This window comes from Sulfuricurvum sp. IAE1 (assembly GCF_004347735.1).
Lineage (GTDB): Bacteria > Campylobacterota > Campylobacteria > Campylobacterales > Sulfurimonadaceae > Sulfuricurvum.
On the sequence record NZ_SLTI01000007.1, the window covers coordinates 73,596 to 98,574 of the forward strand.

Here is a 24,979-nt window from a genome sequence, read left to right on the forward strand (position 1 = left end):
CATACTCTTACAAAGAGGTTCAAGCTACGTTATAATCTTCGAATGGAAAATAATCTGAACCAAGAGATCATCGAGCATCTCATGCACCCCCGCAATTACGGCCCGCTCGAAAATCCCACCGGAGTGGGCGTCGGACACTCCGAGCAAAGCGGCGAATTCGTTATTCTCTACCTTGACTGCGAGGGGGAAATCATCCGAAATATCGGCTATGCGACCAACGGCTGCCACGACACGGTCGTACTGGGATCGATGTTTACCGAAATGGTCAAAGGCGAAAGTCTTGAATACGCCGCCAAGGCCGCCGAAAAACTGCGCGAAAAGGTCACACAGGGGCCTCTCAAACAACAATCGTGCGCCCATATGGTCCTCACGGCGTTCGACGCCGCGCAAATCCATCAACGGCACAGACGCGAAGGGTCGAGCGAAGAACTCCACGCGATCGAGATCGCTATGGAATGCGAGGTGGAACCGTGATGGACGCCGAACTCTTCCGCGCTAAACACCAGCTGTGGCTGCGCCTGGCATTTCTCTCGTTCGCCGCACCCGATCCGCAGATCAAAAGCCGCCTTTATGAATTTTCCCAAATCGAGTTCCGCCACCTCAAATGGCTCTCTCAACACCTCTACGATGCCTCAACCCCTTACGATTACGGCCGTGACAAAACATTCGGGATCGAATTTAGTACCCTCCGCGATGGAGTGGATGCCGCACTGGCCGAGCTCCAAACGCTCGACACCCTCTACGACGGTTCCCTGCTCTGCGAGCGGATGCGCCGGGATGAACGCTATTTTCAGGGCGTTATCGAGGGATACCGCCCTCTTTCCCTCGATATCGCCGGGGCATTCGACCGCCGCCGTGTCTGGAGCGATGCACCGCTGGATCGGGCACAAACCGACGCCCTGAGCCTTTTTTTGTTCGAAGAGCTGTACAAGGAATACGAGCTGATCCTGATCTATCTCTATCGTCTCGTACGGGCGGGGAGCGCGATACAGAGCTCTTCGTTCACCGATCTCATCGACGAATCCCATTTCCACCTCCGATCGTTCGGCGAAATGATGGCGAAAATGGGGATTCTGGCGTTACCGAGGGAACTGCATCCACGCACATATGTGATCGAGGACATGGAGAAGTTCCTCCGCAACGGGATCGTCGAAGAAGAAAACGCCAAAGAAGAGTGCCGCCGCCTCTCCGAAGCGGTAACGGATGAAAAACTCTCGGCGTTCTTCGAGTTCATCAATTACCAGGAGAGCTACCACATTGAGATCATGAAAAAACTGTTAGAGGAGAGATTATGGAACAATTAAATACGACGGGAATGGACCTCGTGCTGATGGTCGCGATGATCGCGATCATGGGATTCGTCCTCACGCGCAAAAAAAAATAGCGCGAACGTTTAAAAATAGGTTTCGCCGAGCTCTTTGAGCCGGGCGTATATCCGGTCGAAATCGGTTGAATAGACCCGCGTATGCGCGGTCGAAGTGATAAAATTTGTATCCCTCTCCCAACGCGGAACGAGGTGCAGATGGATGTGTTCGGCGATCCCGGCACCTCCCGCCTTCCCCAGGTTCATTCCCAGATTAACCCCGTGTGCCCCGAACCCTTCCTTGAGCATCCGAACCCCTTTTTGGGCCAGCGCCGTGATGTGAAGCCATGCCTGCGGGTCAAGTGCTTCGAGGGCGTCGGTGTGGAGGTGGGGGATGATCATGAAATGGCCCGGAGTATAGGGGTAGCGGTTCATCACCACAAAACAGTGTTCGTCACGGTGCAGGACATGCAGCTGCGCGTCATCGTCCGGGTGGGCGCTGATGTGACAGAAAACGCACCCCTCGATCTTTTCGCCCGAAACGTATTCGGTCCGCCACGGGGCGTACAAAATCTCTTGCATGGTTTCCCTTTCGCCCCGAGAGTGGGTCAGATAAAATTCGGCGCGTCGTTGGCGAAGAGGATGATATCGCCCGCGCGGGTCACTTCACCCAGCGTTTTGACCATCTGCGATTTGTCGGCAAGCATGATTTTCTGCGGCACTCTCAGCTCTTTGTCAAACTGGGCGGCATTAAGCTGGCCGGTGATAATCGCAATATCGAACACGCCGTTGATCGCGCCGATGAGCTGCGAATTCAACTCCTCGGTGCTCTCCACCAGCCCCGGCGTCACGATCACCTTGCGCCCGGTATGGAGCGAACACAGCCGGATCCCCTCAAGCATCCCGTCAATATTGCCGTTATACCCGTCGTCAAGGATGATTTTGCCGCCCGCATCGATCCGTTCGAGGCGGTGCTCGACGCTTTTGAGGGCATTGACCGCCGAAGCGATCTCCTGCGCGCTCATCCCGAGTTCTTGCGCAATCAGAATCGCCGCATTGATATTGATCGTCTGGAATCCCCCCAGCACCGATGTATGAAAATGGACCGTTTCGCCACCCAGTTCCATATCGAATGCGGTCCCCTCGAGCGTGGCGTCAAGGTTTTGGATTTCATTGCCGAAAAACGTCACTTTTTCATGCGGCTCGTCGGTCACCGAAGTGTGGACAAAAGCCCGTTTGAGCCGATCGGAATGGATAATCTCGAGTTTGGTCCGTTTGATCCGTTCGAGGGTTTTGAAATACTCCAGGTGCTGCGGCCCCACCTTTCCGACCACGACGATCTGGGGATGCAGCAGCTGCGCGATCGCGTAGATATCGCCCACTTCCCGTGCTCCCGCTTCGCACACGTACACCTGTGTGTCGGAAGGGAGCGACTCGTTGACGTCGCGGATGATCCCGCCGAGGGTATTGACGCTGCGCGGCGTCGCGTAAACGTTGAACTTCGTCCCCAAAACCTGCGCAATGAAGTTTTTCATCGACGTTTTCCCGTAACTCCCCGTTACGCAGACGATGGTGAGATCCTTCATCGAGGCGATTTTCTGCTTGGCCTGTTTTTTGTACGCCAGGAAAAGGAACTTTTCAGCCCCGCCGGAAAGGAGGTATGCCGCAACCAGCGGCATCAGAACGCTGTAGGTCTCTCCCCATCCCTTGAGCGCGATCATCAGGTTCACCAGCAGGGTCAACGACCCCAGCAGGATCAAAAACCGTTTGACGCGCCAGGTAAGGACGAGCTTTTTATCCAGCTTGCGGTGCCAGAGGATCAGCGAAGGGAGGACGATCAGGAAGAAAATCGCACTGAAATACTCCGACGCGACGTAATACAGAACAAACGGCACAAAGAAATAAAGAGCGTGCCACCAGCTCTTGTGATGGCGGAAAACCACCCGTTCGATTTTGTAGTCGTACCACTGGAGATTGGTAATGAGATACCATCCCAGTGCCATGACGAAGAAAAAATTGGTGACGAAGTCCAGAAGATGCAGGATATCCATTGTACGTCAGTGCTCCAGTGTTTTAAGGAATGTGATTTCGATCTCTTTGGAGACCGTCGCGCTCTGTTCCAGGAAGAAATAGTGATCGCCGTCGAACTCGACGACTTTCGATCCGGGGATCAATTCGGCAATTTTATGGGCCGTCCACAACGGGGTCGCGGTGTCCTGACGGCCGAAGCACAGGAGCGCTTTGCCGCTAAAGGAGCGGAACGCGTCGGTGAAGTCTTCGTTGACAACCCGCTTGAAGGTCTCGTACATCGGTTCAGAGAGCCCCTGCGCGTCGGGTGCGACGAAGAAACGGCGCAGACCCGCAAGCCCGCTGAATTTGAGCAGTTTGAACAGGGCGATTTTGGCCCGTACTTTAAACGGTTTGGGGACGGGAATCCCCGCCGACGCGACGAGAACGAGCATGTCGGGGTTAAGAAGCGTCGCCACTTTCCCGCCGAACGAATGGCCGACGATGATCGTTTTGGAGACGTTGATCTGTGAAATGAACGACTCGAGGATGTTGGCGTAGTCTTCGGTATCAAGGGGCATGTTGCAGGTGCTGTTCCCGAATCCGGGCATGTCGATGTAGACATGCCGGAACTGCCGCAAATGGTTCCCGAAAGCGTGCTTCATCAGATTTTTATGCGATCCCCACCCGTGAAGAAAGATAATGTCGTAGTGGGCGGAGGGATTGAGTATCTCGTAACTGATCGAAAACGTGTGATTCTTATACTGGACCGACTTGAGTGCCACTTATTTCCCTTTGGCCTGAGAAATCGAGTGGATGTAATCGTATTTTACGCGGATGGCGCGTTTATCGGGAAGCGATCCGAGGAGTTTCTGCACCGCACCCTGGAAATCGTCGAACAGGTAGTTGGCCATCGATCCGGGGATCGGATTGATCTCGTTGAGATAAACTTCCCCTTCGATCTCGAAGAAATCGCAGCGGATCAACGCCCCTTCGAACAAAGGGAGATAGATGGCCGCAAACGCTTCACGCAGATGTGCGACCAGTTTTTCGTGGACGTCCGCTTCGGCTACCGTACCGCTGCGCGAGAAATCGAGGTATTTTTTCTCAAAATCGAGGAAATCGGCCTTTTGGGGTTCTTCGACGATCGAATAGGTAATCTCGCCCCGGGCAGCAAAACCGGCGAGGTTGTACTCTTTGACCCCTGCGATGAACGGCTCGATCAAAACGGTATCGTCGAATTCGAACGCGACGTCGAGGGCATAATCGAGCTCGCCCGCTTCGCGTACGACGCTCACCCCGATCGAACTGCCCAAACGGGCCGGTTTGACGATGAAAGGATACGCCGTCGAAACGCTGCGCGCGCCGTCCTTCCGGAGGATTTCGTAGGGGAGCGTTTTGACGCCCAGCGACGCGGCCAGCCATTTTGTGTAGACCTTGTCGAAACTGAGCATCGAAGCCTCTTTACGCGGACCGATGAAAGGGATTCCGTAGAAATCGAGCATCGCCGCGAGAGTGCCGTCTTCGCCGTCCCCGCCGTGGATCAGGTTGAGCACCGGCATGTCATGCTTGGTCGATCCGAACAGCGAGCGTTGTTCAAATCCGCCGTTGGTCATACTCAGTTTGGGCATTTTGCGGTGCTCGCCGCGCGAAAACGTAACCGCTTTCATTTTGGACGGTTCGATCAGGTAGAACGTATGATCCTGATCGCAAAAAATGAACCGCAAATCGAACGCCCCGAGTTTCTCTTTGACCGTTATGGCACTGACGATACTGATTTCATGTTCAAAACTGGCTCCGCCGAAAAGAATGGCTAATTTCAATGGATATTCCTTTTTGTGTTAAAGTTTTTGAAGCTGTTTCAACGCCTCTTTGACCAGCGTTGCGGTATCGTTCGCTAACGATCCGCTCAATGCTTTGGCGATTTGTTCTTTTTTGAAGCCCAAAGACTCCAATGCCATCGTCGCCTCGCTCACCGCCGTATTGGCCGTCGTTGTGTTTCCCAGCAATACGGCGTCGAAACCGGCCAGCTCCACCATAATCCGTCCCGCACTTTTGGGACCGATGCCGGGAACTTTTTTGAGCGCGTTGATATCTTTGGATGAAATAATACCCGCAAACTGCTCCGGCGTAAAGGTCGAACAGATGGCAAGAGACGCTTTCGGACCGATTCCGTTGATTTTTAGCATCCCTTCGAACAGGATTTTTTCGCTTTTTTGGGTGAAACCGTAAAGCTGCTGAGCGTCTTCGCGGATAATGTGGCTGATGTGCAATCGCGCCCGGTCGTGGCTGATCGAGCTGAACGTATGGAGCGAGATGAAAACCTCGTAAATCACGCTGTTGACGTTCAGATGCACCAGCGAGGGTTCTTTGTGTTCAATAATTCCTTCCAATCCGACAATCATTCGGGCATCACCTTAATACTGAATTCTCCGTCCGCGTCCTGGTAGAGTCCCAGGATATTTTCGTCATCTTCGTCATGGGGAACGTAATTGACGTTCATCTGCGGATTGATGAGTTTGAAAATAATCTCGTTGTGGTTGTGCCACCCGTCGTGGTTGATGATACGGGCGTCAAAAATCTCGCTTTGCAGCGCGATATGTTTTTGCGCCAGCCAGTCGTACTGGTCTTCTTTGGTTTTGAGCTCTTCGCGCAGCGCGTCGATTTTCTCTTTCAAATGGACGAATTGCTGGTATTTCTGCACGAATGCGGTCGGAAGTTTCACCCCGTTGCTGCGGTAATGGGCGAGTTTGCGTTTGAGGTCCTCCATCGATGCGGCGTTTTCCTGCCAGATCTGCTCGTACCCCGCCAGCTCTTTTTTGACCTCCTGGATGGTACGTTTGGCCTGTTCCATTTTCTCGTAACGTTCCGAAAGGTTTTCGACCGATTCGTTGATCAGGGGATCGATGACGAACTGATTCTCCCCGCCGACGAGTTTTTTGACCTCGATTTTGCGTGAAGCGGTCATTTTCACATGCGAACCGAGCATTTCGATCGTAATCTCTTTGGCTTTGATTTTCCCCCCGATCGCCTGCGTTATGAAGACTTCGTCGGCTTCGACCGTGCCGTGTTCGAGACGGGTGATGTGTACCGTTTTGCCGTAGGCGGTCCCTTTGTGGATGTTGATGTTGAGCTCTTCGGCACGGATCAGCGCGCTTTGATGCACCTGCCCTTCGACGTCGGCCTTGTTCGCGGTGACTTTGGCGTTGGCACCGACGCTTCCGTCGATGTGGATGACGTTGACCGTTACCTCCATCCCCTGACCGATGGCGTCTTTGAGCGAATCTTTTTCTTTGACGCTGATCGAGACATCCGCATCGAGTTCGGTGTTGATCGAACCGGTCGTTTTAAAACTGATTTCGGTCACTTCCACTTCGGTCTTGATGTCGTACATTCCCCCCTCGAACGTGACGTATCCCCCCGTTTTCGCGCGATATTCGATGCTGTTTGGGGTGTCGACGACCGCGATGTGTTCACCGACCGTAAACGTCGGCTCGTTTTTGACCGTCGGCTCGGGAGGGGTCAGGAACTCGCCCCGGCAATTCCGCCCGTTCTCGCCGATTTTGGGCTTAACGTATTCGATCAAAAGTTCATCGGCCACGGCACTGATGACGTATCCGCGCTTGGCGTAATCGATCCGCCCGTGCTCATCCTGATTTTTCCGTTTGGCTTCGTAGTGAAGGACAAGGGCATCGTTGACCGTCGGAACCGGTTCGTACGCCTGCGCGATCAGATACCGCTCGGGCTTCTCGAACGTATAGGTCCCCTGCACCCGGATTCTGGCGATCAGCTCTTTGAGGTTTTCGGCCATCATCGAATCGAAAACGTTAATCATAAGATGGGCGCGCAGCATTTTTTTCCGTACCGCCTGCAGGAAATCCTGACGGAACCCGTCGTAATATCGGGCTACGCTGCCGGGTTTGATCGTAAGATAGACTTTGCACAGCGTCGGATTCCCGCCGATCGTCATATCGATGGAATCCAGCGGCCCTTTTTCAACGGACTGGAATATCTCGATCTCATGGACCTGCTTGAGTTCGAAGCCCGGATCGAGAAAAAGTTCTTCGGCGATGTCGCGCACCTCGTCGTCGCTCATCTCGTTCCATCCCTCGTGTTCCTTGGCGTCCTTGCGACTGAACGTCTGGGTTTCGAGCAGGTTGAAATCGAGCGTCTGTACGGGACACTGGGCGTTTGCGGCCGTCTGGAGGAGTTCCTTGGCGACGTTCGACGTCCGCACGATAATCGGCTTGAGCTGTGTATCGGAAGGCTGTTCGCCCCCCTCTTTGCTGAACAATGCCATTGCACCGCCTTTTCTAATGTGGCCCTATTTTAATCACATATCGGTTAAAATTGTGTAAAAGTTAAAAAAGGCGCTTCCCGATCCGATGTTCAAATCGATTTTTTCCAATTCGTTCGGCATCCTCATTTCCCGTGTGACCGGGCTCGGACGCGACATCATGATGACTTCGGCGCTGGGTGCCAGCGTCTGGAGCGACGTCTTTTTGATGGCGTTCAAATTCCCCAATCTCTTCCGCCGTATTTTCGCCGAAGGCTCTTTTACCCAGAGTTTCATGCCCTCTTACATCGCATCAAATCAAAAAAGCGTCTTTGCGGTGGCGATCTTCATCCGGTTCATGGCGTTTATCGTCGCACTGTCATTCCTCGTCACCATTTTTCCCGGATTTTTCACCAAACTCCTCGCATGGGACTGGGGAAAAGAGCTGATCGCCCAGACGGCACCGCTCACCGCGATCAATTTCTGGTACCTCGACCTCATCTTCATCGTGACCTTCCTGGGGACGCTGCTGCAGCACAAAGAGCACTTTTTTACGACCGCGTTCTCGACGGTATGGCTCAACATCGCGATGATCGTCGCCCTGATCCTCTTCACCAACTCCGATCCCGCCACCATCGTCTACGCCCTGAGCTTCTCGATCCTCATCGGAGGGCTGCTGCAGGTGGCGACCCATCTCTACGCCATCCGTAAACAGGGGCTGATGAAAATTCTGATCGGGGGGTGGAAATACCGCCGTACCAAAGACGTCAAAGCCGAAGAAAAAAAGTTCAGCTCCCTCTTTTTCCCCTCGGTACTGGGAAACTCCACCGCCCAGATCGCATCGTTCATCGATACAAGCCTCGCGTCGTTCCTCGCCGCCGGGTCGGTATCGTATCTTTTTTACGCCAACCGTATCTTCCAGCTGCCGTTTGCGATCATCGCGCTGGCGATCACGACCGCCCTTTTCCCAAAAATCGCCAAAGCGATCAAAAACGACAACCATACCCTCGCCTATGAGAATCTCCACAAATCGTTCTGGCTCCTCAGCGCACTGCTCGGGCTCTCGGTACTGGGTGGAATGCTGCTGGCCGAACCGATCATCTGGCTGCTGTTCGAACGGGGGGCCTTCGACATCGAGGACACACGCAACACCGCGGATGTCTTGATGATGTACATGGTGGGGCTTATCCCCTTTGGGCTGGCCAAACTTTTTTCGATGTACCTCTACGCGATGCACAAACATCTGATGGCCGCCAAGATTGCCGTTATCTCGCTCGTGGTCAACGTCATTTTCTCGGTTATACTGATGCAGTCGATGGGAGCGGCGGGACTCGCTCTGGCCGGAAGCATCGGCGGTGCGGTGCAGATGATCCTCACCGTCCGCGAAGTCGGATGGAAACTCTTTTTCGACCTCCTCAAAAGCCGTTACAGCCTCTATTTTGTTGCGGGAACGGCGGCATTCGGAGCGGCATTCTACGCCTTAAACGACTTTTTGATACACTTGATCCGATAAAACGACAGGATTTTCATGACTATCTACGACAGCGTTCAGAAAACAAAACTTCGATTTGAACCCCAAGTAGAGGGAAAAGTTTCCCTCTACGTCTGCGGCCCCACCGTTTATGACGACGCCCACCTTGGGCATGCGAAAAGCGCCCTCGTCTTTGACCTGCTGCGCCGCGTCCTGGAGGCCGAAGGGTACGAGGTGACATTCGCCCGCAACATCACCGACATCGACGATAAAATCATCAACAAAGCGATCGAATCGGGGCTCTCCACCGCCGAAATCGCCGAGCGCTACACCCAAGCGTACCATCGTGATATGGCTTCTATCGGCGTGCGTCCCCCTACCCTCGAACCCAAAGCGACCGAATCGATCGGCGCAATGAGCGCGATGATCCAAAAACTGCTCGACACCGGCCACGCCTACCGGATCGCCAACGGCGACATCTACTTCGACACTCAAAGCGACGGGGGCTATCTTTCCCTCTCCAACCGCCAAAGCAGCGAGAACGTCAGTCGCGTCGAAAAAGTAAGCGAAAAGCGCCACGAAGCCGATTTTGCCCTCTGGAAAGCGGTAAACGACGACGGCGTCGCGTTCGATTCCCCTTTCGGCCCCGGACGCCCCGGATGGCACCTGGAGTGTTCGGCGATGATCGAATCCTACCTTGCCCGCGAAGGGACCCCTTACGCGATCGACATCCACGGCGGCGGCGCGGATCTCCTCTTTCCCCACCATGAGAACGAAGCGGCGCAAACCCGCTGCGCCACCAACCGCGAGCTCGCCCGCTACTGGATGCACAACGGCTTTGTGACGATCGGCGGGGAAAAAATGTCCAAAAGCCTCGGAAACAGCTTTTTCCTCAAAGATGCGCTACGCGCCTATAACGGGGAAGTGATCCGTTTTTATCTCCTCAGCACCCACTACCGCGGCGATTTCAACTTCAACGAAGAGGACCTTATCGCGGCGAAAAAACGGCTCGACCGTCTCTACCGTCTCAAAAAGCGGCTCTTCGGGATGAGCGGCGCGGCATCGAACGCCGCGTTCAAATCCGCCCTGCTCGAAGCGCTGGGAGACGATCTCAACGTTTCTAAGGCCTACGCCCTCATCGACGAGCTGATCGCCGCGGCAAACGAAAAGCTCGACACCGATCCAAAAGACAAAGCCTACCGGCAGAACCTCTTGGGATCGCTTGCGGTGATCGAAGAGGTGATGGGGTTCGGGGCTCAGAATCCGTACGAGTATTTCCAGTTCGGCCTTGACGAAGCGACGAAAGCGAAAATAGACGCACTGATCGAGCGGCGCGGCGAAGCCAAAAAAATCAAGGATTTTACCGCTTCCGACGCGATCCGCGACGAGCTGGTCGCGATGGGGGTGATGATCATGGATACCCCCTCGGGGACCTTCTGGGAGATGCAGGGGTGAAATTCAACGAAATCTATAAACGGTACTGGCCCTACATCAAAGGGTACAAATTCCAGTACGCGATGGTCCTCATCGGTATTTTGCTCACGGTCACCGCGACCGCGGGGACGGCCCACATCATGCAGCCGTTGATGGACAACATGTTCATCAAAAAAGAACCCCACATGCTCTACGTCATTCCTGCCCTGCTGGTCGGAATCTACGTCATCAAATCGATCGGCCGCTATCTGCAGTCGGTCTACAATACCCATATCGGCCTTCACATCGTCTCGCGGCTGCGCGAAGACCTGCTGGACAAAATGGTGCGGATGGACATGCAGTTTCTCTACACGAACCGCAGCGGGGAGCTGATCTCGCGCATCACCAACGACATCTCCCGCATCCAGTATTTCGTCTCGACGATGATGCCCGAACTGATCCGCGAAAGCCTCACCGTCGTCGCGCTGGTGGTCTACGTCGTCTATCTCAACGCGACGCTGGCGTTTTGGGCGCTGTTCGTCATGCCCCTCATCATCGTCCCGCTACTGAAAATCACCAAACGGCTCAAACGCCTCTCCCACCGTTCCCAGGAGAAAAACGCCGACGTCATCACCCGGCTGACCGAAGTGTTCAACAACAGCGAAATCATCAAGGCCAACGCGACCGAAGAGTACGAAATGGGGCGTTTCCGCGATGAGAACGACCGCTTTTTCAAACTGAACATGAAAGCCGTCTACACCGGAGAACTCGTCTCTCCCTTGATGGAGATGATCGCCGCGACCGGTCTGGCGTGCGTCATCTTCGTCGGGGGGCAGCAGGTCTATTCGGGGGCGATGAGCGTCGGAGAGTTTACCGCGTTCCTCACGGCGGTGGGGCTGGTATTTCAGCCGCTTCGCCGGGTCAGCGCAATCTATAGCCGTATCCAGGATGCCCAGGCCGCGAGCGAGCGGGTTTTTGCGGTTTTCGATCTTGACAATGCAATCAAGGACGGGGATACGGAACTTCGCGAACCGATCCGCGACATCCGCTTCCAGGACGTGACGCTCCGCTTCGGTGAGAAAACGGCCCTCAGCGGCTTGAACCTCGACGTCCGCTCCGGAGAAAACATCGCACTTGTGGGTCAGAGCGGAGGGGGAAAAAGTTCGCTTGTCAACCTCCTGCTGCGTTTTTACGATCCGGACGAGGGGAACGTTTACCTCAACGGCCGTAACCTGCGCGACTACACCCAGCATTCCCTGCGTTCGCAGATAGCGTCGGTATCGCAGCGGGTCTATATTTTCCAGGACACCCTCGCCGCAAACGTCGCCTACGGCAGTGAAATAGACGAAATACGTGTCCGGGAGGCGCTGCGAACGGCGGACGCCCTCGAATTTGCCGAATCACTTCCCGAGGGGATCCATACGATGATGATGGAGTTCGGTTCCAACCTCTCGGGCGGACAGCGTCAGCGGATCGCGATCGCACGGGCCGTTTACAAGCATGCCTCGCTGCTGATCCTCGACGAGGCGACGAGTGCGCTGGATAACGAAAGCGAAAAACGGATCCAAAAAGCGCTTGCGAACTATACGAAAGACAAGATCACGATTACGATCGCCCACCGGCTCAGTACCGTCGAAGACGCCGACGCGATCCTCTATTTCGAAGAGGGACGGATCATAGCACGCGGTACCCATGCAGAGCTTCTGGAAAGCTCCGAAAACTACCGCCGGCTTGCGGGAAAAATGGAAGAATAAACACGGGTTAACACGAGTTTGTGTATAATCCCGATAACTTTAAATCGGCGGAGACGGCATGTTTGATTACGAATCTTTGAAACCCTGGCTTTTTAAACTTCAACCCGAAAGCGCCCATACTCTTGCGGCCGTCGTACTCCGCGGAGCAAGTTTCTGCCCTCCTCTTTTCAACGGGTGGACCGCCAAACATTTTATCACCCACCCTTCCTTGAAACAGGAACTCTTCGGCCGTACGTTTCTCAATCCCGTAGGCCTCGCAGCGGGATTCGACAAAAACGCGACGATGTTCCACGGCGTCCAGGCGATGGGATTCGGTTTCACCGAAATCGGCACCCTCACCCCCAAACCGCAGGAAGGGAACCCGCGCCCGCGGCTGTGGCGCCACATCGAAGAAGAGTCGCTCCAAAACGCGATGGGATTCAACAACGACGGTCTCTTCCGCATCAGCCACCGCCTCAAAAACATTTATCCCTTCAGCACCCCCATCGGGGTCAACATCGGGAAAAACAAAATCACCCCCGAAGAGAATGCCCTGCGCGACTATACGACCCTGATCAAAGCGTTGCACCCCTACGCCGATTACATGGTCATCAACATCTCCTCGCCGAACACCCCGGGGCTCCGCGACCTCCAAAACGAGGAGTTCATTACCCGCCTCTTCGCCGAAGCCAAATCGCTCACGTCCAAGCCGATCCTTCTCAAAATCGCCCCCGACATGTCCGAAGACCAGGCCGTTTCGCTGTGCGCACACGCGGTCGAGAGCGGGGCTGACGGGATCATCGCCACGAACACGACGATCGACTATTCCCTCGTCGCCGAACCCGAAGAGATCGGCGGTCTGAGCGGTGAAGTGCTCCGCGAACGGAGCTTTTACATTTTCGACGCGATCGCGCGCGAACTCTTCGGCAAAACGACCCTCATCAGCGTCGGCGGCATCAGCACTCCCGAAGAGGCGTACCGCCGCATCCGCGCCGGGGCGTCTTTGGTCCAACTCTACAGCGCCCTCGTTTTCAAAGGACCCGAAGTGGTCGAAGAGATCAACAGCGGCCTGATCGATCTGATCGCAAGCGACGGCTACGCCTCGATCACCGAAGCAATCGGTGCGGATCGGCGATGAGACTTCTCGTCGCGACACTTTTCACGATAGGAACCCTAATGGCATCATCCCTTCCCCGCTACGAAACGCGGACGCTTCCCAACGGACTACAGGTCGTCGCCATCCCGATGGACAACGGCACCAACGTCATCTCGACCGATATTTTTTACAAAGTCGGAAGCCGTAACGAAGTGATGGGGAAGAGCGGGATAGCCCACATGCTCGAACACATGAACTTCAAATCGACGAAAAACCTCAAAGCCGGGGAATTCGACGAAGAGGTCAAAAGCATCGGGGGGCTCAACAACGCCTCGACGGGGTTTGATTTCACCCACTATTACATCAAGTCCAGTTCAGATAACCTTCCCAAGTCGTTGTCCCTTTTCGCCGAACTGATGCAGAACCTCAACCTCAAAGACGACGAGTTCCAGCCTGAACGCAACGTCGTCGCCGAAGAACGGCGCTGGCGCACCGACAACAACCCGATGGGGTATCTGTATTTCCGGCTGTTCAATACCGCTTACGTGTACCACCCCTACCATTGGACGCCGATCGGCTTCATGAACGACATCCAGACGTGGAGCCTCGAAGACATCAAAAATTTTCACGAGACCTATTACCAGCCCTCGAATGCGATTCTTCTCGTCACGGGCGATATCGAGCCTGCCAAAGTCTTCGCGGAGGCCGAAAAACATTTCGGTTCCATCACCAACGCCCGCACCGTCCCTTCGGTCAAGACGGTCGAACCCGTCCAGGACGGGGCTCGCCGCGTCGAGGTGCACAAGGAGAGCGAAGTGGAGATGCTCGCCCTCTCCTTTCCGATCCCCGACTTCCGCCATGCCGACCAGCCCAAACTTTCGGCGTTGAGTGAGCTCCTCAGTTCGGGGAAAAGTTCGCGTCTCAACCGTATCCTCGTCGACGAAAAACGGCTCGTCAACCAGATCTACGCCTATAACATGGAGACGATCGATCCGGGCGTTTTTCTCTTCCTCGCCGTCTGCAACAACGGCGTCAAAGCCGAAAGCGTCGAAAAAGAGATATGGACGATCATCAAAGAGCTCCAAAAAACTCCTGTCGCCAAAGCCGAACTCGACAAGATCAAAATCAACACCAAAGCCGACTTCATCTATTCCCTCGAGAGTTCGACGTCGGTCGCGGACCTTTTCGGAAGCTATCTCGCCCGAGGCGACCTCGCGCCGCTGGAACGCTACGAAGCGACGATCGAATCACTCGAACCGTCCGACATCCAGTCGGTTGCCAAAACCTATCTTATACCTGAAAAATCAACCACACTTATTTTGAGAAAAGGGCAGAAATGAACATCGTAACCGGAAGCACTACCGCACTGATCACACCGTTTAAAAACGGAAGACTTGACGAGCAAAAATATGCGGAACTGATCCGAAGGCAGATACAAAACGGCATCGACGCCGTCTGCCCGGTCGGAACGACGGGAGAGAGTGCGATGCTCTCCTACGATGAAGACCGCCGCTGTATGGAGATTGCCGTCGAAGTATGCCGCGGAACCGGTGCGAAAGTTCTCGCCGGGGCGGGCAGCAACTCGACCGCCGAAGCGGTCGAGGCGGCTAAAATGGCCCGCGACTGCGGTGTGGACGCATTTTTTTCCGTTGCCCCCTACTACGTAAAACCTTCGCAGGAAGGGCTGTACCAGCACTACAAAACCATCGCCGAAGCGGTCCCGGAGCTTCCGATGATGCTCTACAACGTTCCAGGACGCACCGTCGTCGACATCAGTGCCGATACCGTGATCCGTCTTTTCGACGACGTCCCCAACATCTACGGTATCAAAGAGGCGACGGGGAGCATCGAACGAAGTATCGAGCTGCTCTCCCGCCGCCCCGATCTCAAAGTGTTCAGCGGTGACGACGCGATCGACTACGCCATTCTTGCCTGCGGTGGGGCGGGAATCACTTCGGTCACCTCCAACCTGCTGCCCGACATGAAAGCGCAACTCGTTTCCAAAGCTCTCTCCGGCGATTTTGCAGGTGCCAAAGCCCTCAACGATGCTCTTTACCCGATCAACAAAGCCCTCTTTCTGGAATCAAACCCGATCATGATAAAGGCGGCGATGTACGTCGCGGGACTCATCGACACCCTCGAATATCGCCTCCCTCTCGTGCCGCCGGCCAAAGAAAACCTCAAACGCCTCGAAGAGGTAATGAAAAACTACACCATCAAAGGAGCCTAATTTGTCATTTCAAGGAAAAACTCTACTCATCAGCGGCGGAACCCGCGGTATCGGTAAAGCAATCGTCTATGCTTTCGCCAAAGAAGGGTGCAACGTCGCCTTTACCTATAACTCCAATGCTGAAATCGCGAAAGAGATCGCCGACGACGTCGAAAAAACCTACGGCGTCAAATGTCGCGGATACGCTCTCAACATCCTCGAACCCGACGAGTACAAACAGGTTTTCGAACAGTTTGACGCAGATTATGAGCGCCTCGACTTTTTCATCTCGAATGCGATCATCTCCGGGCGCGCCGTCGTCGGCGGATTCGGTCCCTTCATGCGCCTCAAGCCCAAAGGGCTTAACAACATCTACACCGCAACCGTCAACGCCTTCGTCGTAGGGGCTCAGGAAGCGGCAAAACGGATGGAAAAAACGGGCGGTGGCTCTATCATTTCGATGAGTTCGACCGGAAACCTCGTCTACACCCCTAACTACGCCGGACACGGTACGAACAAAGCGGCCGTCGAAGCGATGGTGCGCTACGCGGCGGCCGAGCTTGGTGAAAAAGGGATCCGCGTCAACGCCGTCAGCGGCGGACCGATCGATACCGACGCGCTCCGCGCCTTCCCCAACTACGAAGAAGTAAAAGCCGAAGTCGTCGCCCGCTCGCCCCTCTCTCGCATGGGTGAAGCCGAAGATTTGACAGGGGCGTGTCTCTTCCTTTGCGGTCCCGGCGCTTCGTGGGTGACCGGACAGACCATCGTCGTCGACGGCGGGACCACTTTCCAGTGATCAACCTTCCCAACATCCTGGCGTTTATCCGCCTCCTCATTGCCCCTGTGATGTTTTGGATCATCCTGAACCCGCAGATTTTTACCGATGCGGGCTGGCACGTGAGCTGGAACTATTACGCCGCGGCGCTGCTGTTCGTCATCGCCAGCGTCACCGATTTTTTCGACGGCTACATCGCCCGTGAACTCGACCAGATCACGATTGTGGGACAGATCCTCGATCCCCTTGCCGATAAAATGCTCACACTTGCCGCATTTTTGGGGCTGATGATGAGCGGTGCGGCTTCGGCATGGGCCATCTATATCATCATTGTCCGCGAACTTTTCATCACCGGGCTCCGAACCCTTTCAATCTCCGAGGGGATCGACGTCAGCGCTTCACTGGCCGGAAAGGTCAAAACGGTAGCGCAGATGATCGCCATCGGCTTTTTACTGATGCACTGGCCTTTTGCCGACGCACTGCTGTGGATCGCGGTGGCCCTCACCGTCTATTCGGGTGCGGAGTACCTCGTCGGATTCGCCAGAGCCTACAAAGGGAAAATGTAATTCATGTCGTGGATTGTCGCGCTCCTCGTCCTCTCGGCCCTGATTTTTTTCCATGAACTGGGCCATTACGTCGCCGCACGCTATTTCGGCGTCTATGTCGAGGTTTTCAGCATCGGATTCGGTAAAAAGATCGCTTCGTTTACCTGGCTGAATACCCGCTGGCAGCTCTCCGCGATCCCGCTGGGAGGATACGTCAAGATGAAAGGCCAGGACGATGCCGATCCCACGGCACGCAGCGGCGACGACGACAGCTACAACACCAAAAAACCCTGGCAGCGCATTGTGATCCTACTCGCAGGACCGTTGGCCAATTTCGCCCTCGCCTGGGTATTTTACTTCGCGATCGCCCTGGGAGGGCCGCAAGCCCTCTCTCCCGTAATCGGCAAAGTGGTCGCCGATTCTCCCGCCCAAACGGCGGGGTTGCGGCAGGGTGACCGCGTACTGAGTGTCAACGGCGAACCGATCGCGACATGGAACGAGCTCTCCGACATCATCAAAAGTTCCGAAGCCCCCCTGAGCCTTCAGGTCGAACGGGGCAACGCGATCTACTTCCTGAGCGTCACCCCGCGCATCAGCGAAAGCAAAAACATCTTCAAAGAGACGATCCGCCAGCCGATGGTGGGAATCGCCCCATCCGGGGAAGTTCATACGATGCGGCTTTCGACCGTCGAAGCACTCGCCTATGCCGGCGAGGAGACCTATGCCGCATCACTGCTGATTTTCCAAAGCGTGCAGAAACTGATCACCGGAGTTGTCCCCGCAGAAGAGATCGGAGGGGTGGTAAGCATCGTTTCCATCACAGCCGACGCGACGGCGTATGGCTGGATGAGCCTGTGTTTTTTCGCGGCGCTTATATCGGTCAACCTGGGAGTGCTCAATCTCCTTCCGATCCCCGCGCTCGACGGCGGTCATATCATGTTCAACCTTTACGAAATGATCGTCCGAAAAGCCCCGAGCGACGAGGCTGTTTACCGCCTCACCCTTGGTGGGTGGATCTTTTTACTCGGGCTGATGGGCCTTGGTCTCTACAACGACATTACAAGGATGATGCAATGACCTCTTTGGAATACAAACTCCATTTCGACCGGATCATCGAGCGGATCGAAAAAGCCCGGCTCCGAGTTAACGACCACCATATCGTCAAGATCGTCGCCGCGAGCAAATACGTCGACGCAAACGCCGTTCGCGACCTATACGCAATCGGACAGCGCGCATTCGGCGAAAACCGCGTGCAGGATCTGCTCTCCAAAGCCGAAGCGCTTGAAGACCTCCCGATCGAGTGGCATTTCATCGGCACGTTGCAGAAAAACAAGATCAACCATCTCCTTTCCCTGAACCCCTATCTGATGCATTCGATCGATTCGCTCGAACTGGCCCGCGCCCTCGACGAGCGGCTTGAACGCGAAGGGAAAACCCTACGGGCGCTGGTGCAGGTCAATTCAGCTCGCGAAGAGAGCAAGGCGGGCTTTGCGCCCGAAGAGTTCCTGGAACGTTACGACCAGATCGCCCATGAGTGCCCCCGTTTGAAACTGCAGGGGATCATGAGCATCGGGGCGCACGTCGATGATCCCGCCCTGATCCGTAAAAGTTTTGAAACGACCCGCTCCCTTTTCGACCGCCTGGAGGGCGCATCCGTCTGCTCGATGGGAATGAGCGGCGATTTTGAACTGGCGATCGAATGCGGCTCGAACATGGTTCGATTGGGATCAATTCTCTTTCCAAGATAACATTTTTTTATCCGCTCTCCCGCAATCGGGAAGGGTTGTGCTATAATCATCTGCTTAGGCAAATGCCAACAACGATGTAAGGGTCACGGATGGACAGAATCAGAACGAGGGCAATGTTGATCGCCATGGGCCTGGTCCTCGTCATCATCGCCATGTTTACCTTTGCCATCGTCCAAGACAAACAAGACGTCCTCGAAGAAAAAACCCTTGCTCACCGTCAGCTTCTCAAAAACTCGTTTGATCTCGCCATGGCCGACACGTATGCGGGGCTTAACACGCTTGCCTACAAACTCGCCGGCGACCGCAACGTCGTCGATGCCTTCGCAGCACGCGACCGGGAAGCTCTCTACCGCTACAGCCTCCCTTATTTCCAGGAAGCGAAAAAACACGGTGACGCAGACCTCACCGGATTTATCAGTGCGGACGGAATACACTTTTTACGGGTTCAAGACCCCGCCAAATACGGTGACAACATCGTTCATAAACGTCCCATCCTCGCCCGCGCCATCGAATCGAAAAAACCGATCATGTCACTCGACGTCACGATCTACGACGTAGCCGTCGTGGCGATCATCCCCGTATTCAAAGACGAAAAGTTCATCGGTATCGTCCAGACCGTCGCCAAAATCAACCGGGTCCAGAAACGGCTTGACGTCAATTCGGGTGTCAAAAGCGCCATCGTATTCGATACGGCGCGCCTCAAGCAGGTTCTCCCCGATTCGGACGCAATCGACTACCGCGGTTACTCACTCGTCTCTTCGAACGATCCTCTCTTCGAACACCTGCCCGATCATTTTACATTCACCAAAAGCGACCAGTACCACATCAACGATGCCGATTACGTCATCGCTTCGCGCCCGCTGAAAAATTACGAAAATGAAACCATTGCGATGATGACGTGCGCCTTTGATATCACCCAAGACGTCCAGTATTACCGCGAGGAATTCCGCAATCTGCTCATCGCCAGCGCCCTGCTGCTCATCGGCATGGGGATCGCCCTGCATTACGGATTTTCGGCGCTGATCCGCCGCATCAACCGCGATGCCGAAATCACCAAAGCCCTGAATCATCGTCTCGAACAGCAGCTCTACGTCGACCATCTCACCTCGCTGCCGAACCGTCAGGCTCTCTTGCGCGACATCCACGAAGACCGTTTCTACGCCCTGATGCTCCTCAATATTGACAATTTCAAAGAGATCAACGATTTCTACGGCCATGCAATGGGCGACAAAACCCTTTTACGGCTTGCCGATTCGATTGCGGACGTCATCCGTCATTTTCCGATAAAACTCTACAAAATGCCCTCGGACGAATTTGCGCTTGTCGTAACCGAGCCGCTGAGCCGCACGAAGCTCGAACAGGCGCGCAGCACCATCGTCAACCACCTCGAAGAAAGAAACTACGACCTTGACGGCGCAACCATCTATATTTCACTGACCGTCGGAATGGACATTGCCGAAAGCAGCCGCAGCACCAACCGCATCGCGCTGCTGATCAATGCCGACATGGCCCTCAAATCGGCCAAAAAACGCCACCTCAGCTATCTTCTCTACGACGAGACGATGCAGATCAAAAAAGAGTACGAGCAAAATATCCTGTGGAACAAAAAAGTCAAAGAGGCGATTGAAGACCGCCGCTTCACCCTCCACTACCAGCCCGTTGTCGATTATAAGGGCGGTACCGTCGTCGAGTACGAAGCGCTGATCCGGATGATCGACCATGACGGATCGGTCATCTCGCCGGCCTATTTCCTCTCGGCCGCCAAAAAATCGCGCCTTTATCCCCTGATTTCGCGTTTCGTGATCGATGAAGTGTTCAAAATGCTCGAAACAACCTCGTACAATTACGCGATCAACCTCTCCGTCGACGACATTATCGATTCACACACCCGCGAGTACCTGATGAAAAAACTGAGCTATTCAATCCATTCGGATCGGTTGATTTTCGAGCTCCTCGAGAGCGAGGGGATCGAGAATTACCAGGAGGTTTCGGCGTTCATCACCGAAGCCAAGCGGTTCGGATGCAAAATCGCCATCGACGATTTCGGAACGGGGTATTCGAATTTCGCCCACATTATCAAACTCGACGTCGACATTCTCAAAATCGACGGCAGCCTGATCCGCAACGTCGACACCGACCCCAACGCCCAGACGATCCTTAACGCGGTTGCGGAGTTCTCCAAGCACCTCGGGTTTAAAACCGTCGCCGAATTCGTCCACAACGAAGCAGTCTACGACAAATGCCGCGAACTGGGGGTCGATTATCTCCAGGGCTACTACATCGCCCCTCCCCATCCCCTAGCGTAAGAGACTGATCCGAAACCCTTTGCGTTCCCCTTCGCACAATGCGATCTCGCCGCCGTGCGATTCGGCGATGTTTTTGGAGAGGACGAGTCCCAGTCCGTTCCCTTTGAGCTTGGTACTGCGAAACGCTTCAAAAAGCCATTTTTTGTTTTCGATCGGAATCCCGCTGTCGTAAATCTCGAAGAGATGAAACGCTCCCTCTTCGGAGTGGACGATCTCGACGTGCCCCTCTTCTTCCTCATCCAGCTCGATCGCGTCGATCGCATTGAAAACAAAATTGCTAAACAACATCACCAGCAGGTCCAGATCCCCCTGCAACTCAAAGTCCTCATGCGGAAAAGAAAACGTGATCTTTTTCCCGTAGCTGTAATAGCCGATGGCGTTTTCGAGCGATTCGCGGATTTGAAGCCACCGTAAAGGAGTTTTTTGTGCGCTGACCCCTTTGGAAAACATCAACGTCGCTTTGATGATCCGCTCGATCCGGTAGAGCGATTTCTGGATCTCTTCGACGATAGGGCGGTTCTCTTCCTTGACCCGTTTGAGCAGCGTCGAGGTGAGCAGTGCGATCGAACCGATGGGGTTTCGTATCTCGTGCGAGAGGTGCGCCGCCATCTGCCCCATCGTGGCCAGGTTCTCTTTGCGTTTTTGTTCGGTGATGTCGGTCGCGCTGAGGAGCCGCTTGTCGTTGTGGAGCGCCGATTTTATCAGGTAGGAGCGATCATGGAAGGTAATCTCGTAATCCTCTTCATCCAGCCGCAGAATTCCGAAAAGGTCTTCCAGTGCGTTGGCCTGCGAATTCTGAAGAAAAATCCGCCCGTCGGGGTCAACGATCCAGATCGCGTTGGGGAGAAACTCGATCACCTGTTCGATGGTGCTCTGCAGGTGCTCGTACGAACGGCGCAGCGCGACGTATTCCTCTTCGACACGGTAGGTTTGGTCGATCAGCGCCCTGAGTTCGTCGGCCGAAATGATCTCCGCCATCTCCTAAAAATCCCCCAGTTGCATCAGGACACGGTAAAGCCCGTAGGCATCGCGCGTCCCCGCCAGTTCACGGATCGAGTGCATCCCCAGCTGCGGGATCCCCACGTCGATCGTCTCGACCCCCAAACGCGCCGAGCTGATCGGCCCGATCGTCGATCCGCACCCCAGGTCGCTGCGGGTCACGAACGTCTGTAAAGGAACGTGCAACGCCCGTGCGCACTGCACGAAGCGCCCCTGCGTCCGCGAATTGGTGGCATATCGCTGGTTCGAGTTGATTTTGACCACGACCCCGCCGTTGAGTCGCGGCGCGTGTTCGCTCTCATGTTTGGCCGGAAAATTGGGGTGTTGGGCGTGGGCGTTGTCGCACGAGATCATCAGGCTGCGGCGCATCAAAACGGAATATTGATCCCCACCGATACGCTGTAATACCTCTTGTGCGAACGTCCCGGCAGCACCGGCATGGGTTTCGCTCCCCACCTCCTCATGATCCATGCACACCAGCATCATCGGATAGGTCGAATCAAGCAGCGCGTGAAGCCCGACGAAACAGCTCATCAGGTTGTCAAGTCTCGCCGATGCGATGAAATCGTCGTTAACGCCGACAAACGAACCTTTTTGCAGGTCGTAGAGGCTCAGTTCATGGGCCAGAAGACTCAGATGAGAGGTATCCTCGGCAACCTGGGAGAGGATGAATCTTTCGAAATCGACCTCTCCGGTCGCAATGATCGGGACGATGTCGGTCTGGGCGTTGATCGAGCGGGAAGTGTTGGCTTCTTTGTCCAGATGGATCGCCAGCGAGGGGATCATGGCAACGGGGCGGGAGATGTTGACCAGTGCCTCTTTGCGCACTTCCCCCTCCAGATAGACGATGCGTCCGGCGATCCCAAGATCGCGGTCAAACCACGGGTTGAGCAATACCCCGCCGTAGGGTTCGACCCCCAGCCGTTTGACCCCCGCCGACTCGGTCAGGGGATGGGGCTTGAGACGCAGATGGGGAGAATCGGTATGGGCCCCTACGATCATGTACCCTTTTTCGGCACAGGGAGGGTAGGTAAAAGCGACGATCGAGGAGTCGTTACGGGTGACGTAGTAATCCTGACCCTCAAGAAGCGTCCACTCCTCATCCTCTTCAAGACGGTGAAACCCCCGGCATTCGAGGGTTCTGGCCATCCATTCCACCGCATGAAAAGGGGTCGGGGAAGCGTCGATAAAGCTTAATAGTTCTTCGTTGAATTCTCTCATCCGTTATCCTGAAAAGTATTTTGGGCTCAAACCGCCATCAGTGCCTGTGCGAGGGGCTCGGCGGGTTTCTCGATTTGGACGCTCGAGGCGCGTTTGCACAGATCGAGCTGCGCGACGGTCCCGACGGTGCCGTTTTCGTTGAGAGTCAGGCTGCTCGATTTTGAGCGTCCCAGGGGTATTCCCTCTTCATCGCGCAGGATGAATGGAGAGTATACCTGCCCGAGGTAAATGGCGCCGACACCGGCTTCGGCGATCCCCAACAACCGCTCCCCCTCTTCGTCGACCATCCAGACTTTCAATTGTTTCATGATCGGATCGGCATCGTCGATCCAGCAGTTGTTATCGAGGTCGAACTGTGCCAGATCGCCAAAACCGTTGCCGCTTTTCGTGCCGAACAGTTCGCTGCCCTCTTCGATCCGGCCGCTTCCGTCGCGATCGAGTGCCAAAAAGGCACTCCCCGCACCCAGCCTCGCAATTTCATCCAAGACTCCGTCGCTGTCGATGTCGAAGTGAAACGTCGTCGATGAGAGCGACGGAAATTCCCCTCCCATGTGGATCACCAGGGGATCGATAAAATCCTCTTTGGAAATCCGGCGGGTCTGAACGAACGATTGAGAGAGGGAGAGGTTCAGATCCAGCGCAATCTCTCCGCGATCGGTTTTGACGCACCCCTTCATCGAGATTTCTAGTTTTTCGAAGGAGGCGACGGTTTCGGTATAGGTGATCCGTTCGCGGATGTTGCGGAAAGGGGCGATATCCAGCGCATCGTCTGCTTCATCGATGCGAAACCGCTCGCGTTTGCACGTTCGCCCCTGCAGCATATCGAGCAACCGTAACAGGAGCGTGAAATGGAACTGTTCGATCAGCTCCTGCTCGCTTTTAACACGTTGGACCTCTTGCGGCGAAGGGGCATCGGTTTCAAGCAGTGCTTCGAAACTGCTTTGGACTTCACGCTTCGATTCGTGTTTGGACTCCATCGCGATGGAACTGCATTCGACTTTCACGGTTCACCTCCCGTTGAGAATAACCGTGACAAGCAAAATACATTCCTTTCAGCGGCTTCCCCGCCGAAAGTTCACTGATAAACGGGCGTTGCCAACCAGATGATGCGTACGGCCTCAAACGAAAGTGCAAGCAGAACAGAGTAAACGGCCGATCCGGTACAAGACCAGACGATTGCGGAACGGATAGGCGAATTCATGACGACCCCTCCTGAGCAAAGAATATCTGATCATTATAAAAACATAAAATTCAAGAGGGGCTGATTATTATTTGTAATATTTTTGTGATAGGTTCGCCTAAACTTTGATCACTCTTTAACCCTTGCGAGTGATAGCAGCTTATTCTCCATAGTGGCTCCACATCCGCAAGATTCTCACCGTTTTGCTCTCATCGTTCACCTGATAGACGAGACGGTGTTTGATATTGATGCGTCTGGAGTAAGCTCCGCTGAGATTTCCAACCAGTTTTTCATAACTCGGAGGGGTTTGGAACGGATTTTTTGCAATAATGGAAATGAGTTCCTTCGCCTTATCAGCCAATCCCGCGGCAGAGAGGTTTTTCGCATCTTTTTGCGCCTCTTTGCTGTAGAGGATTTTGTACTCTACCATTCGACCGATTCGCTGAATTCACTATCGGGTGCGTTCATGGCCTGTGTAATCGATTGGGCCATATTGGGGATAGAGGTGAGATAGAGGGTCTCTTCGATCGCTCTCCAGTCTTCCTGCGAGACCATGACGGCATTGTGGCGTTTGCCCGTGATAATGATCGGTTCGTGGCTCTGTGCCGTCTCATCGATGAGATTGTAGATGTCTGATCGAGCTTGAGAGGCGGTTATAACTTTGGTCATAGTTAGCTCCTTAGTAACAAATCGTACC

General features: G+C 54.7%; 24 protein-coding genes. 13 read left to right on the forward strand and 11 right to left on the reverse strand.

Annotated features, from left to right (window positions below; all coding sequences use genetic code 11):
* Nucleotides 1–42: 42 nt before the first annotated feature.
* Nucleotides 43–474, forward strand: a complete 432-nt coding sequence (locus tag E0765_RS00960) for an iron-sulfur cluster assembly scaffold protein (RefSeq protein WP_132811347.1) — start codon at nucleotides 43–45, stop codon at nucleotides 472–474.
* Nucleotides 474–1,304 carry an iron-binding protein gene (locus E0765_RS00965; protein ID WP_132811348.1) on the forward strand — a complete coding sequence of 277 codons (831 nt, stop codon included), beginning with the start codon at nucleotides 474–476 and terminating at the stop codon, nucleotides 1,302–1,304. Before E0765_RS00960 ends, E0765_RS00965 begins: the two co-directional genes overlap by 1 nt.
* 89 nt (nucleotides 1,305–1,393) lie before the next feature.
* Here the strand turns inward: E0765_RS00965 and E0765_RS00970 are convergent, their stop codons facing one another.
* From E0765_RS00970 to E0765_RS00995, 6 genes are read right to left on the reverse strand one after another with little or no spacing between them, the layout of a single operon-like run.
* A complete protein-coding gene (locus E0765_RS00970; RefSeq protein WP_132811349.1) occupies nucleotides 1,394–1,885 on the reverse strand; it encodes an HIT domain-containing protein in 492 nt (163 codons plus the stop codon).
* A 26-nt stretch (nucleotides 1,886–1,911) separates the two neighbouring features.
* On the reverse strand, nucleotides 1,912–3,354 hold the full coding sequence (locus E0765_RS00975; RefSeq protein ID WP_132811350.1) for a UDP-N-acetylmuramoyl-tripeptide--D-alanyl-D-alanine ligase: 1,443 nt from the start codon (nucleotides 3,352–3,354) through the stop codon (nucleotides 1,912–1,914).
* 6 nt (nucleotides 3,355–3,360) lie between these two features.
* Nucleotides 3,361–4,095 carry an alpha/beta fold hydrolase gene (locus tag E0765_RS00980; RefSeq protein WP_132811351.1) on the reverse strand — a complete coding sequence of 245 codons (735 nt, stop codon included), beginning with the start codon at nucleotides 4,093–4,095 and terminating at the stop codon, nucleotides 3,361–3,363.
* Nucleotides 4,096–5,133 (reverse strand): D-alanine--D-alanine ligase, encoded by a 1,038-nt coding sequence (locus tag E0765_RS00985; protein ID WP_132811352.1) that lies wholly within the window; start codon nucleotides 5,131–5,133, stop codon nucleotides 4,096–4,098.
* An 18-nt stretch (nucleotides 5,134–5,151) separates the two neighbouring features.
* Nucleotides 5,152–5,715: a Holliday junction branch migration protein RuvA gene (ruvA, locus tag E0765_RS00990; protein WP_132811353.1), complete on the reverse strand. Its 564-nt coding sequence runs from the start codon at nucleotides 5,713–5,715 to the stop codon at nucleotides 5,152–5,154.
* Nucleotides 5,712–7,610 carry a flagellar assembly protein A gene (locus E0765_RS00995; protein WP_132811354.1) on the reverse strand — a complete coding sequence of 633 codons (1,899 nt, stop codon included), beginning with the start codon at nucleotides 7,608–7,610 and terminating at the stop codon, nucleotides 5,712–5,714. Before E0765_RS00995 ends, ruvA begins: the two co-directional genes overlap by 4 nt.
* A gap of 85 nt (nucleotides 7,611–7,695) precedes the next feature.
* On the opposite strand from E0765_RS00995, the gene murJ reads away from it, so the two are divergent.
* The 11 genes from murJ (at nucleotide 7,696) to E0765_RS01050 (ending at nucleotide 20,882) form a co-directional block, all read left to right on the forward strand.
* The gene (gene murJ, locus E0765_RS01000; RefSeq protein WP_132811355.1) at nucleotides 7,696–9,099 is read left to right on the forward strand and encodes a murein biosynthesis integral membrane protein MurJ; all 1,404 of its coding nucleotides are present in this window, start codon (nucleotides 7,696–7,698) and stop codon (nucleotides 9,097–9,099) included.
* A gap of 15 nt (nucleotides 9,100–9,114) precedes the next feature.
* Nucleotides 9,115–10,512 carry a cysteine--tRNA ligase gene (gene cysS / locus E0765_RS01005; RefSeq protein WP_132811356.1) on the forward strand — a complete coding sequence of 466 codons (1,398 nt, stop codon included), beginning with the start codon at nucleotides 9,115–9,117 and terminating at the stop codon, nucleotides 10,510–10,512.
* Entirely contained in the window at nucleotides 10,509–12,224 is a 1,716-nt protein-coding gene (locus E0765_RS01010) for an ABC transporter ATP-binding protein (protein WP_255417807.1), read from the forward strand. The genes cysS and E0765_RS01010 overlap by 4 nt, the downstream gene beginning before the upstream one ends.
* 58 nt (nucleotides 12,225–12,282) lie before the next feature.
* The gene (locus tag E0765_RS01015) at nucleotides 12,283–13,341 is read left to right on the forward strand and encodes a quinone-dependent dihydroorotate dehydrogenase (RefSeq protein ID WP_132811357.1); all 1,059 of its coding nucleotides are present in this window, start codon (nucleotides 12,283–12,285) and stop codon (nucleotides 13,339–13,341) included.
* Nucleotides 13,338–14,639, forward strand: coding sequence for a pitrilysin family protein (locus E0765_RS01020; protein WP_188109908.1), 1,302 nt, complete (start codon nucleotides 13,338–13,340; stop codon nucleotides 14,637–14,639). The genes E0765_RS01015 and E0765_RS01020 overlap by 4 nt, the downstream gene beginning before the upstream one ends.
* Nucleotides 14,636–15,529, forward strand: coding sequence for a 4-hydroxy-tetrahydrodipicolinate synthase (gene dapA, locus E0765_RS01025; RefSeq protein WP_132811358.1), 894 nt, complete (start codon nucleotides 14,636–14,638; stop codon nucleotides 15,527–15,529). Before E0765_RS01020 ends, dapA begins: the two co-directional genes overlap by 4 nt.
* Before the next feature lies 1 nt (nucleotide 15,530).
* Nucleotides 15,531–16,304 (forward strand): enoyl-ACP reductase, encoded by a 774-nt coding sequence (locus E0765_RS01030; RefSeq protein ID WP_132811359.1) that lies wholly within the window; start codon nucleotides 15,531–15,533, stop codon nucleotides 16,302–16,304.
* On the forward strand, nucleotides 16,301–16,849 hold the full coding sequence (gene pgsA / locus E0765_RS01035) for a CDP-diacylglycerol--glycerol-3-phosphate 3-phosphatidyltransferase (protein WP_132811360.1): 549 nt from the start codon (nucleotides 16,301–16,303) through the stop codon (nucleotides 16,847–16,849). Before E0765_RS01030 ends, pgsA begins: the two co-directional genes overlap by 4 nt.
* 3 nt (nucleotides 16,850–16,852) lie before the next feature.
* Nucleotides 16,853–17,905, forward strand: coding sequence for an RIP metalloprotease RseP (gene rseP / locus E0765_RS01040; protein WP_132811361.1), 1,053 nt, complete (start codon nucleotides 16,853–16,855; stop codon nucleotides 17,903–17,905).
* Nucleotides 17,902–18,576: a YggS family pyridoxal phosphate-dependent enzyme gene (locus E0765_RS01045; RefSeq protein ID WP_132811362.1), complete on the forward strand. Its 675-nt coding sequence runs from the start codon at nucleotides 17,902–17,904 to the stop codon at nucleotides 18,574–18,576. Before rseP ends, E0765_RS01045 begins: the two co-directional genes overlap by 4 nt.
* Nucleotides 18,577–18,665: 89 nt before the next feature.
* On the forward strand, nucleotides 18,666–20,882 hold the full coding sequence (locus E0765_RS01050) for an EAL domain-containing protein (RefSeq protein ID WP_132811363.1): 2,217 nt from the start codon (nucleotides 18,666–18,668) through the stop codon (nucleotides 20,880–20,882).
* On the opposite strand, the gene E0765_RS01055 is transcribed toward E0765_RS01050, so the two are convergent.
* The 5 genes from E0765_RS01055 to E0765_RS01075 all read right to left on the reverse strand — a co-directional run bounded on the left by E0765_RS01055 (nucleotide 20,874) and on the right by E0765_RS01075 (nucleotide 24,951).
* Complete coding sequence (locus tag E0765_RS01055; protein WP_188109909.1) at nucleotides 20,874–21,860, reverse strand: PAS domain-containing sensor histidine kinase; 987 nt, start codon at nucleotides 21,858–21,860, stop codon at nucleotides 20,874–20,876. The genes E0765_RS01050 and E0765_RS01055 overlap by 9 nt on opposite strands.
* 3 nt (nucleotides 21,861–21,863) lie before the next feature.
* A complete protein-coding gene (locus E0765_RS01060; RefSeq protein WP_132811364.1) occupies nucleotides 21,864–23,102 on the reverse strand; it encodes a M18 family aminopeptidase in 1,239 nt (412 codons plus the stop codon).
* A 26-nt stretch (nucleotides 23,103–23,128) separates the two neighbouring features.
* Complete coding sequence (locus E0765_RS01065) at nucleotides 23,129–24,106, reverse strand: hypothetical protein (RefSeq protein WP_132811365.1); 978 nt, start codon at nucleotides 24,104–24,106, stop codon at nucleotides 23,129–23,131.
* 336 nt (nucleotides 24,107–24,442) lie between these two features.
* Entirely contained in the window at nucleotides 24,443–24,712 is a 270-nt protein-coding gene (locus E0765_RS01070) for a Txe/YoeB family addiction module toxin (protein ID WP_132811366.1), read from the reverse strand.
* The gene (locus tag E0765_RS01075; protein ID WP_132811367.1) at nucleotides 24,706–24,951 is read right to left on the reverse strand and encodes a type II toxin-antitoxin system Phd/YefM family antitoxin; all 246 of its coding nucleotides are present in this window, start codon (nucleotides 24,949–24,951) and stop codon (nucleotides 24,706–24,708) included. Before E0765_RS01075 ends, E0765_RS01070 begins: the two co-directional genes overlap by 7 nt.
* Between the last annotated feature and the right edge of the window lie 28 nt (nucleotides 24,952–24,979).

Bases quoted from the DNA above. Each gene is read 5' to 3' on its own strand.
- E0765_RS00960 (WP_132811347.1), top strand. From the start codon at position 43: ATGGAAAATAATCTGAACCAAGAGATCATCGAGCATCTCATGCACCCC.
- E0765_RS00965 (WP_132811348.1), top strand. From the start codon at position 474: ATGGACGCCGAACTCTTCCGCGCTAAACACCAGCTGTGGCTGCGCCTG.
- E0765_RS00970 (WP_132811349.1), bottom strand. From the start codon at position 1,885: ATGCAAGAGATTTTGTACGCCCCGTGGCGGACCGAATACGTTTCGGGC.
- E0765_RS00975 (WP_132811350.1), bottom strand. From the start codon at position 3,354: ATGGATATCCTGCATCTTCTGGACTTCGTCACCAATTTTTTCTTCGTC.
- ruvA (WP_132811353.1), bottom strand. From the start codon at position 5,715: ATGATTGTCGGATTGGAAGGAATTATTGAACACAAAGAACCCTCGCTG.
- E0765_RS00995 (WP_132811354.1), bottom strand. From the start codon at position 7,610: ATGGCATTGTTCAGCAAAGAGGGGGGCGAACAGCCTTCCGATACACAG.
- murJ (WP_132811355.1), top strand. From the start codon at position 7,696: ATGTTCAAATCGATTTTTTCCAATTCGTTCGGCATCCTCATTTCCCGT.
- cysS (WP_132811356.1), top strand. From the start codon at position 9,115: ATGACTATCTACGACAGCGTTCAGAAAACAAAACTTCGATTTGAACCC.
- E0765_RS01015 (WP_132811357.1), top strand. From the start codon at position 12,283: ATGTTTGATTACGAATCTTTGAAACCCTGGCTTTTTAAACTTCAACCC.
- E0765_RS01020 (WP_188109908.1), top strand. From the start codon at position 13,338: ATGAGACTTCTCGTCGCGACACTTTTCACGATAGGAACCCTAATGGCA.
- dapA (WP_132811358.1), top strand. From the start codon at position 14,636: ATGAACATCGTAACCGGAAGCACTACCGCACTGATCACACCGTTTAAA.
- rseP (WP_132811361.1), top strand. From the start codon at position 16,853: ATGTCGTGGATTGTCGCGCTCCTCGTCCTCTCGGCCCTGATTTTTTTC.
- E0765_RS01045 (WP_132811362.1), top strand. From the start codon at position 17,902: ATGACCTCTTTGGAATACAAACTCCATTTCGACCGGATCATCGAGCGG.
- E0765_RS01050 (WP_132811363.1), top strand. From the start codon at position 18,666: ATGGACAGAATCAGAACGAGGGCAATGTTGATCGCCATGGGCCTGGTC.
- E0765_RS01055 (WP_188109909.1), bottom strand. From the start codon at position 21,860: ATGGCGGAGATCATTTCGGCCGACGAACTCAGGGCGCTGATCGACCAA.
- E0765_RS01060 (WP_132811364.1), bottom strand. From the start codon at position 23,102: ATGAGAGAATTCAACGAAGAACTATTAAGCTTTATCGACGCTTCCCCG.
- E0765_RS01070 (WP_132811366.1), bottom strand. From the start codon at position 24,712: ATGGTAGAGTACAAAATCCTCTACAGCAAAGAGGCGCAAAAAGATGCG.
- E0765_RS01075 (WP_132811367.1), bottom strand. From the start codon at position 24,951: ATGACCAAAGTTATAACCGCCTCTCAAGCTCGATCAGACATCTACAAT.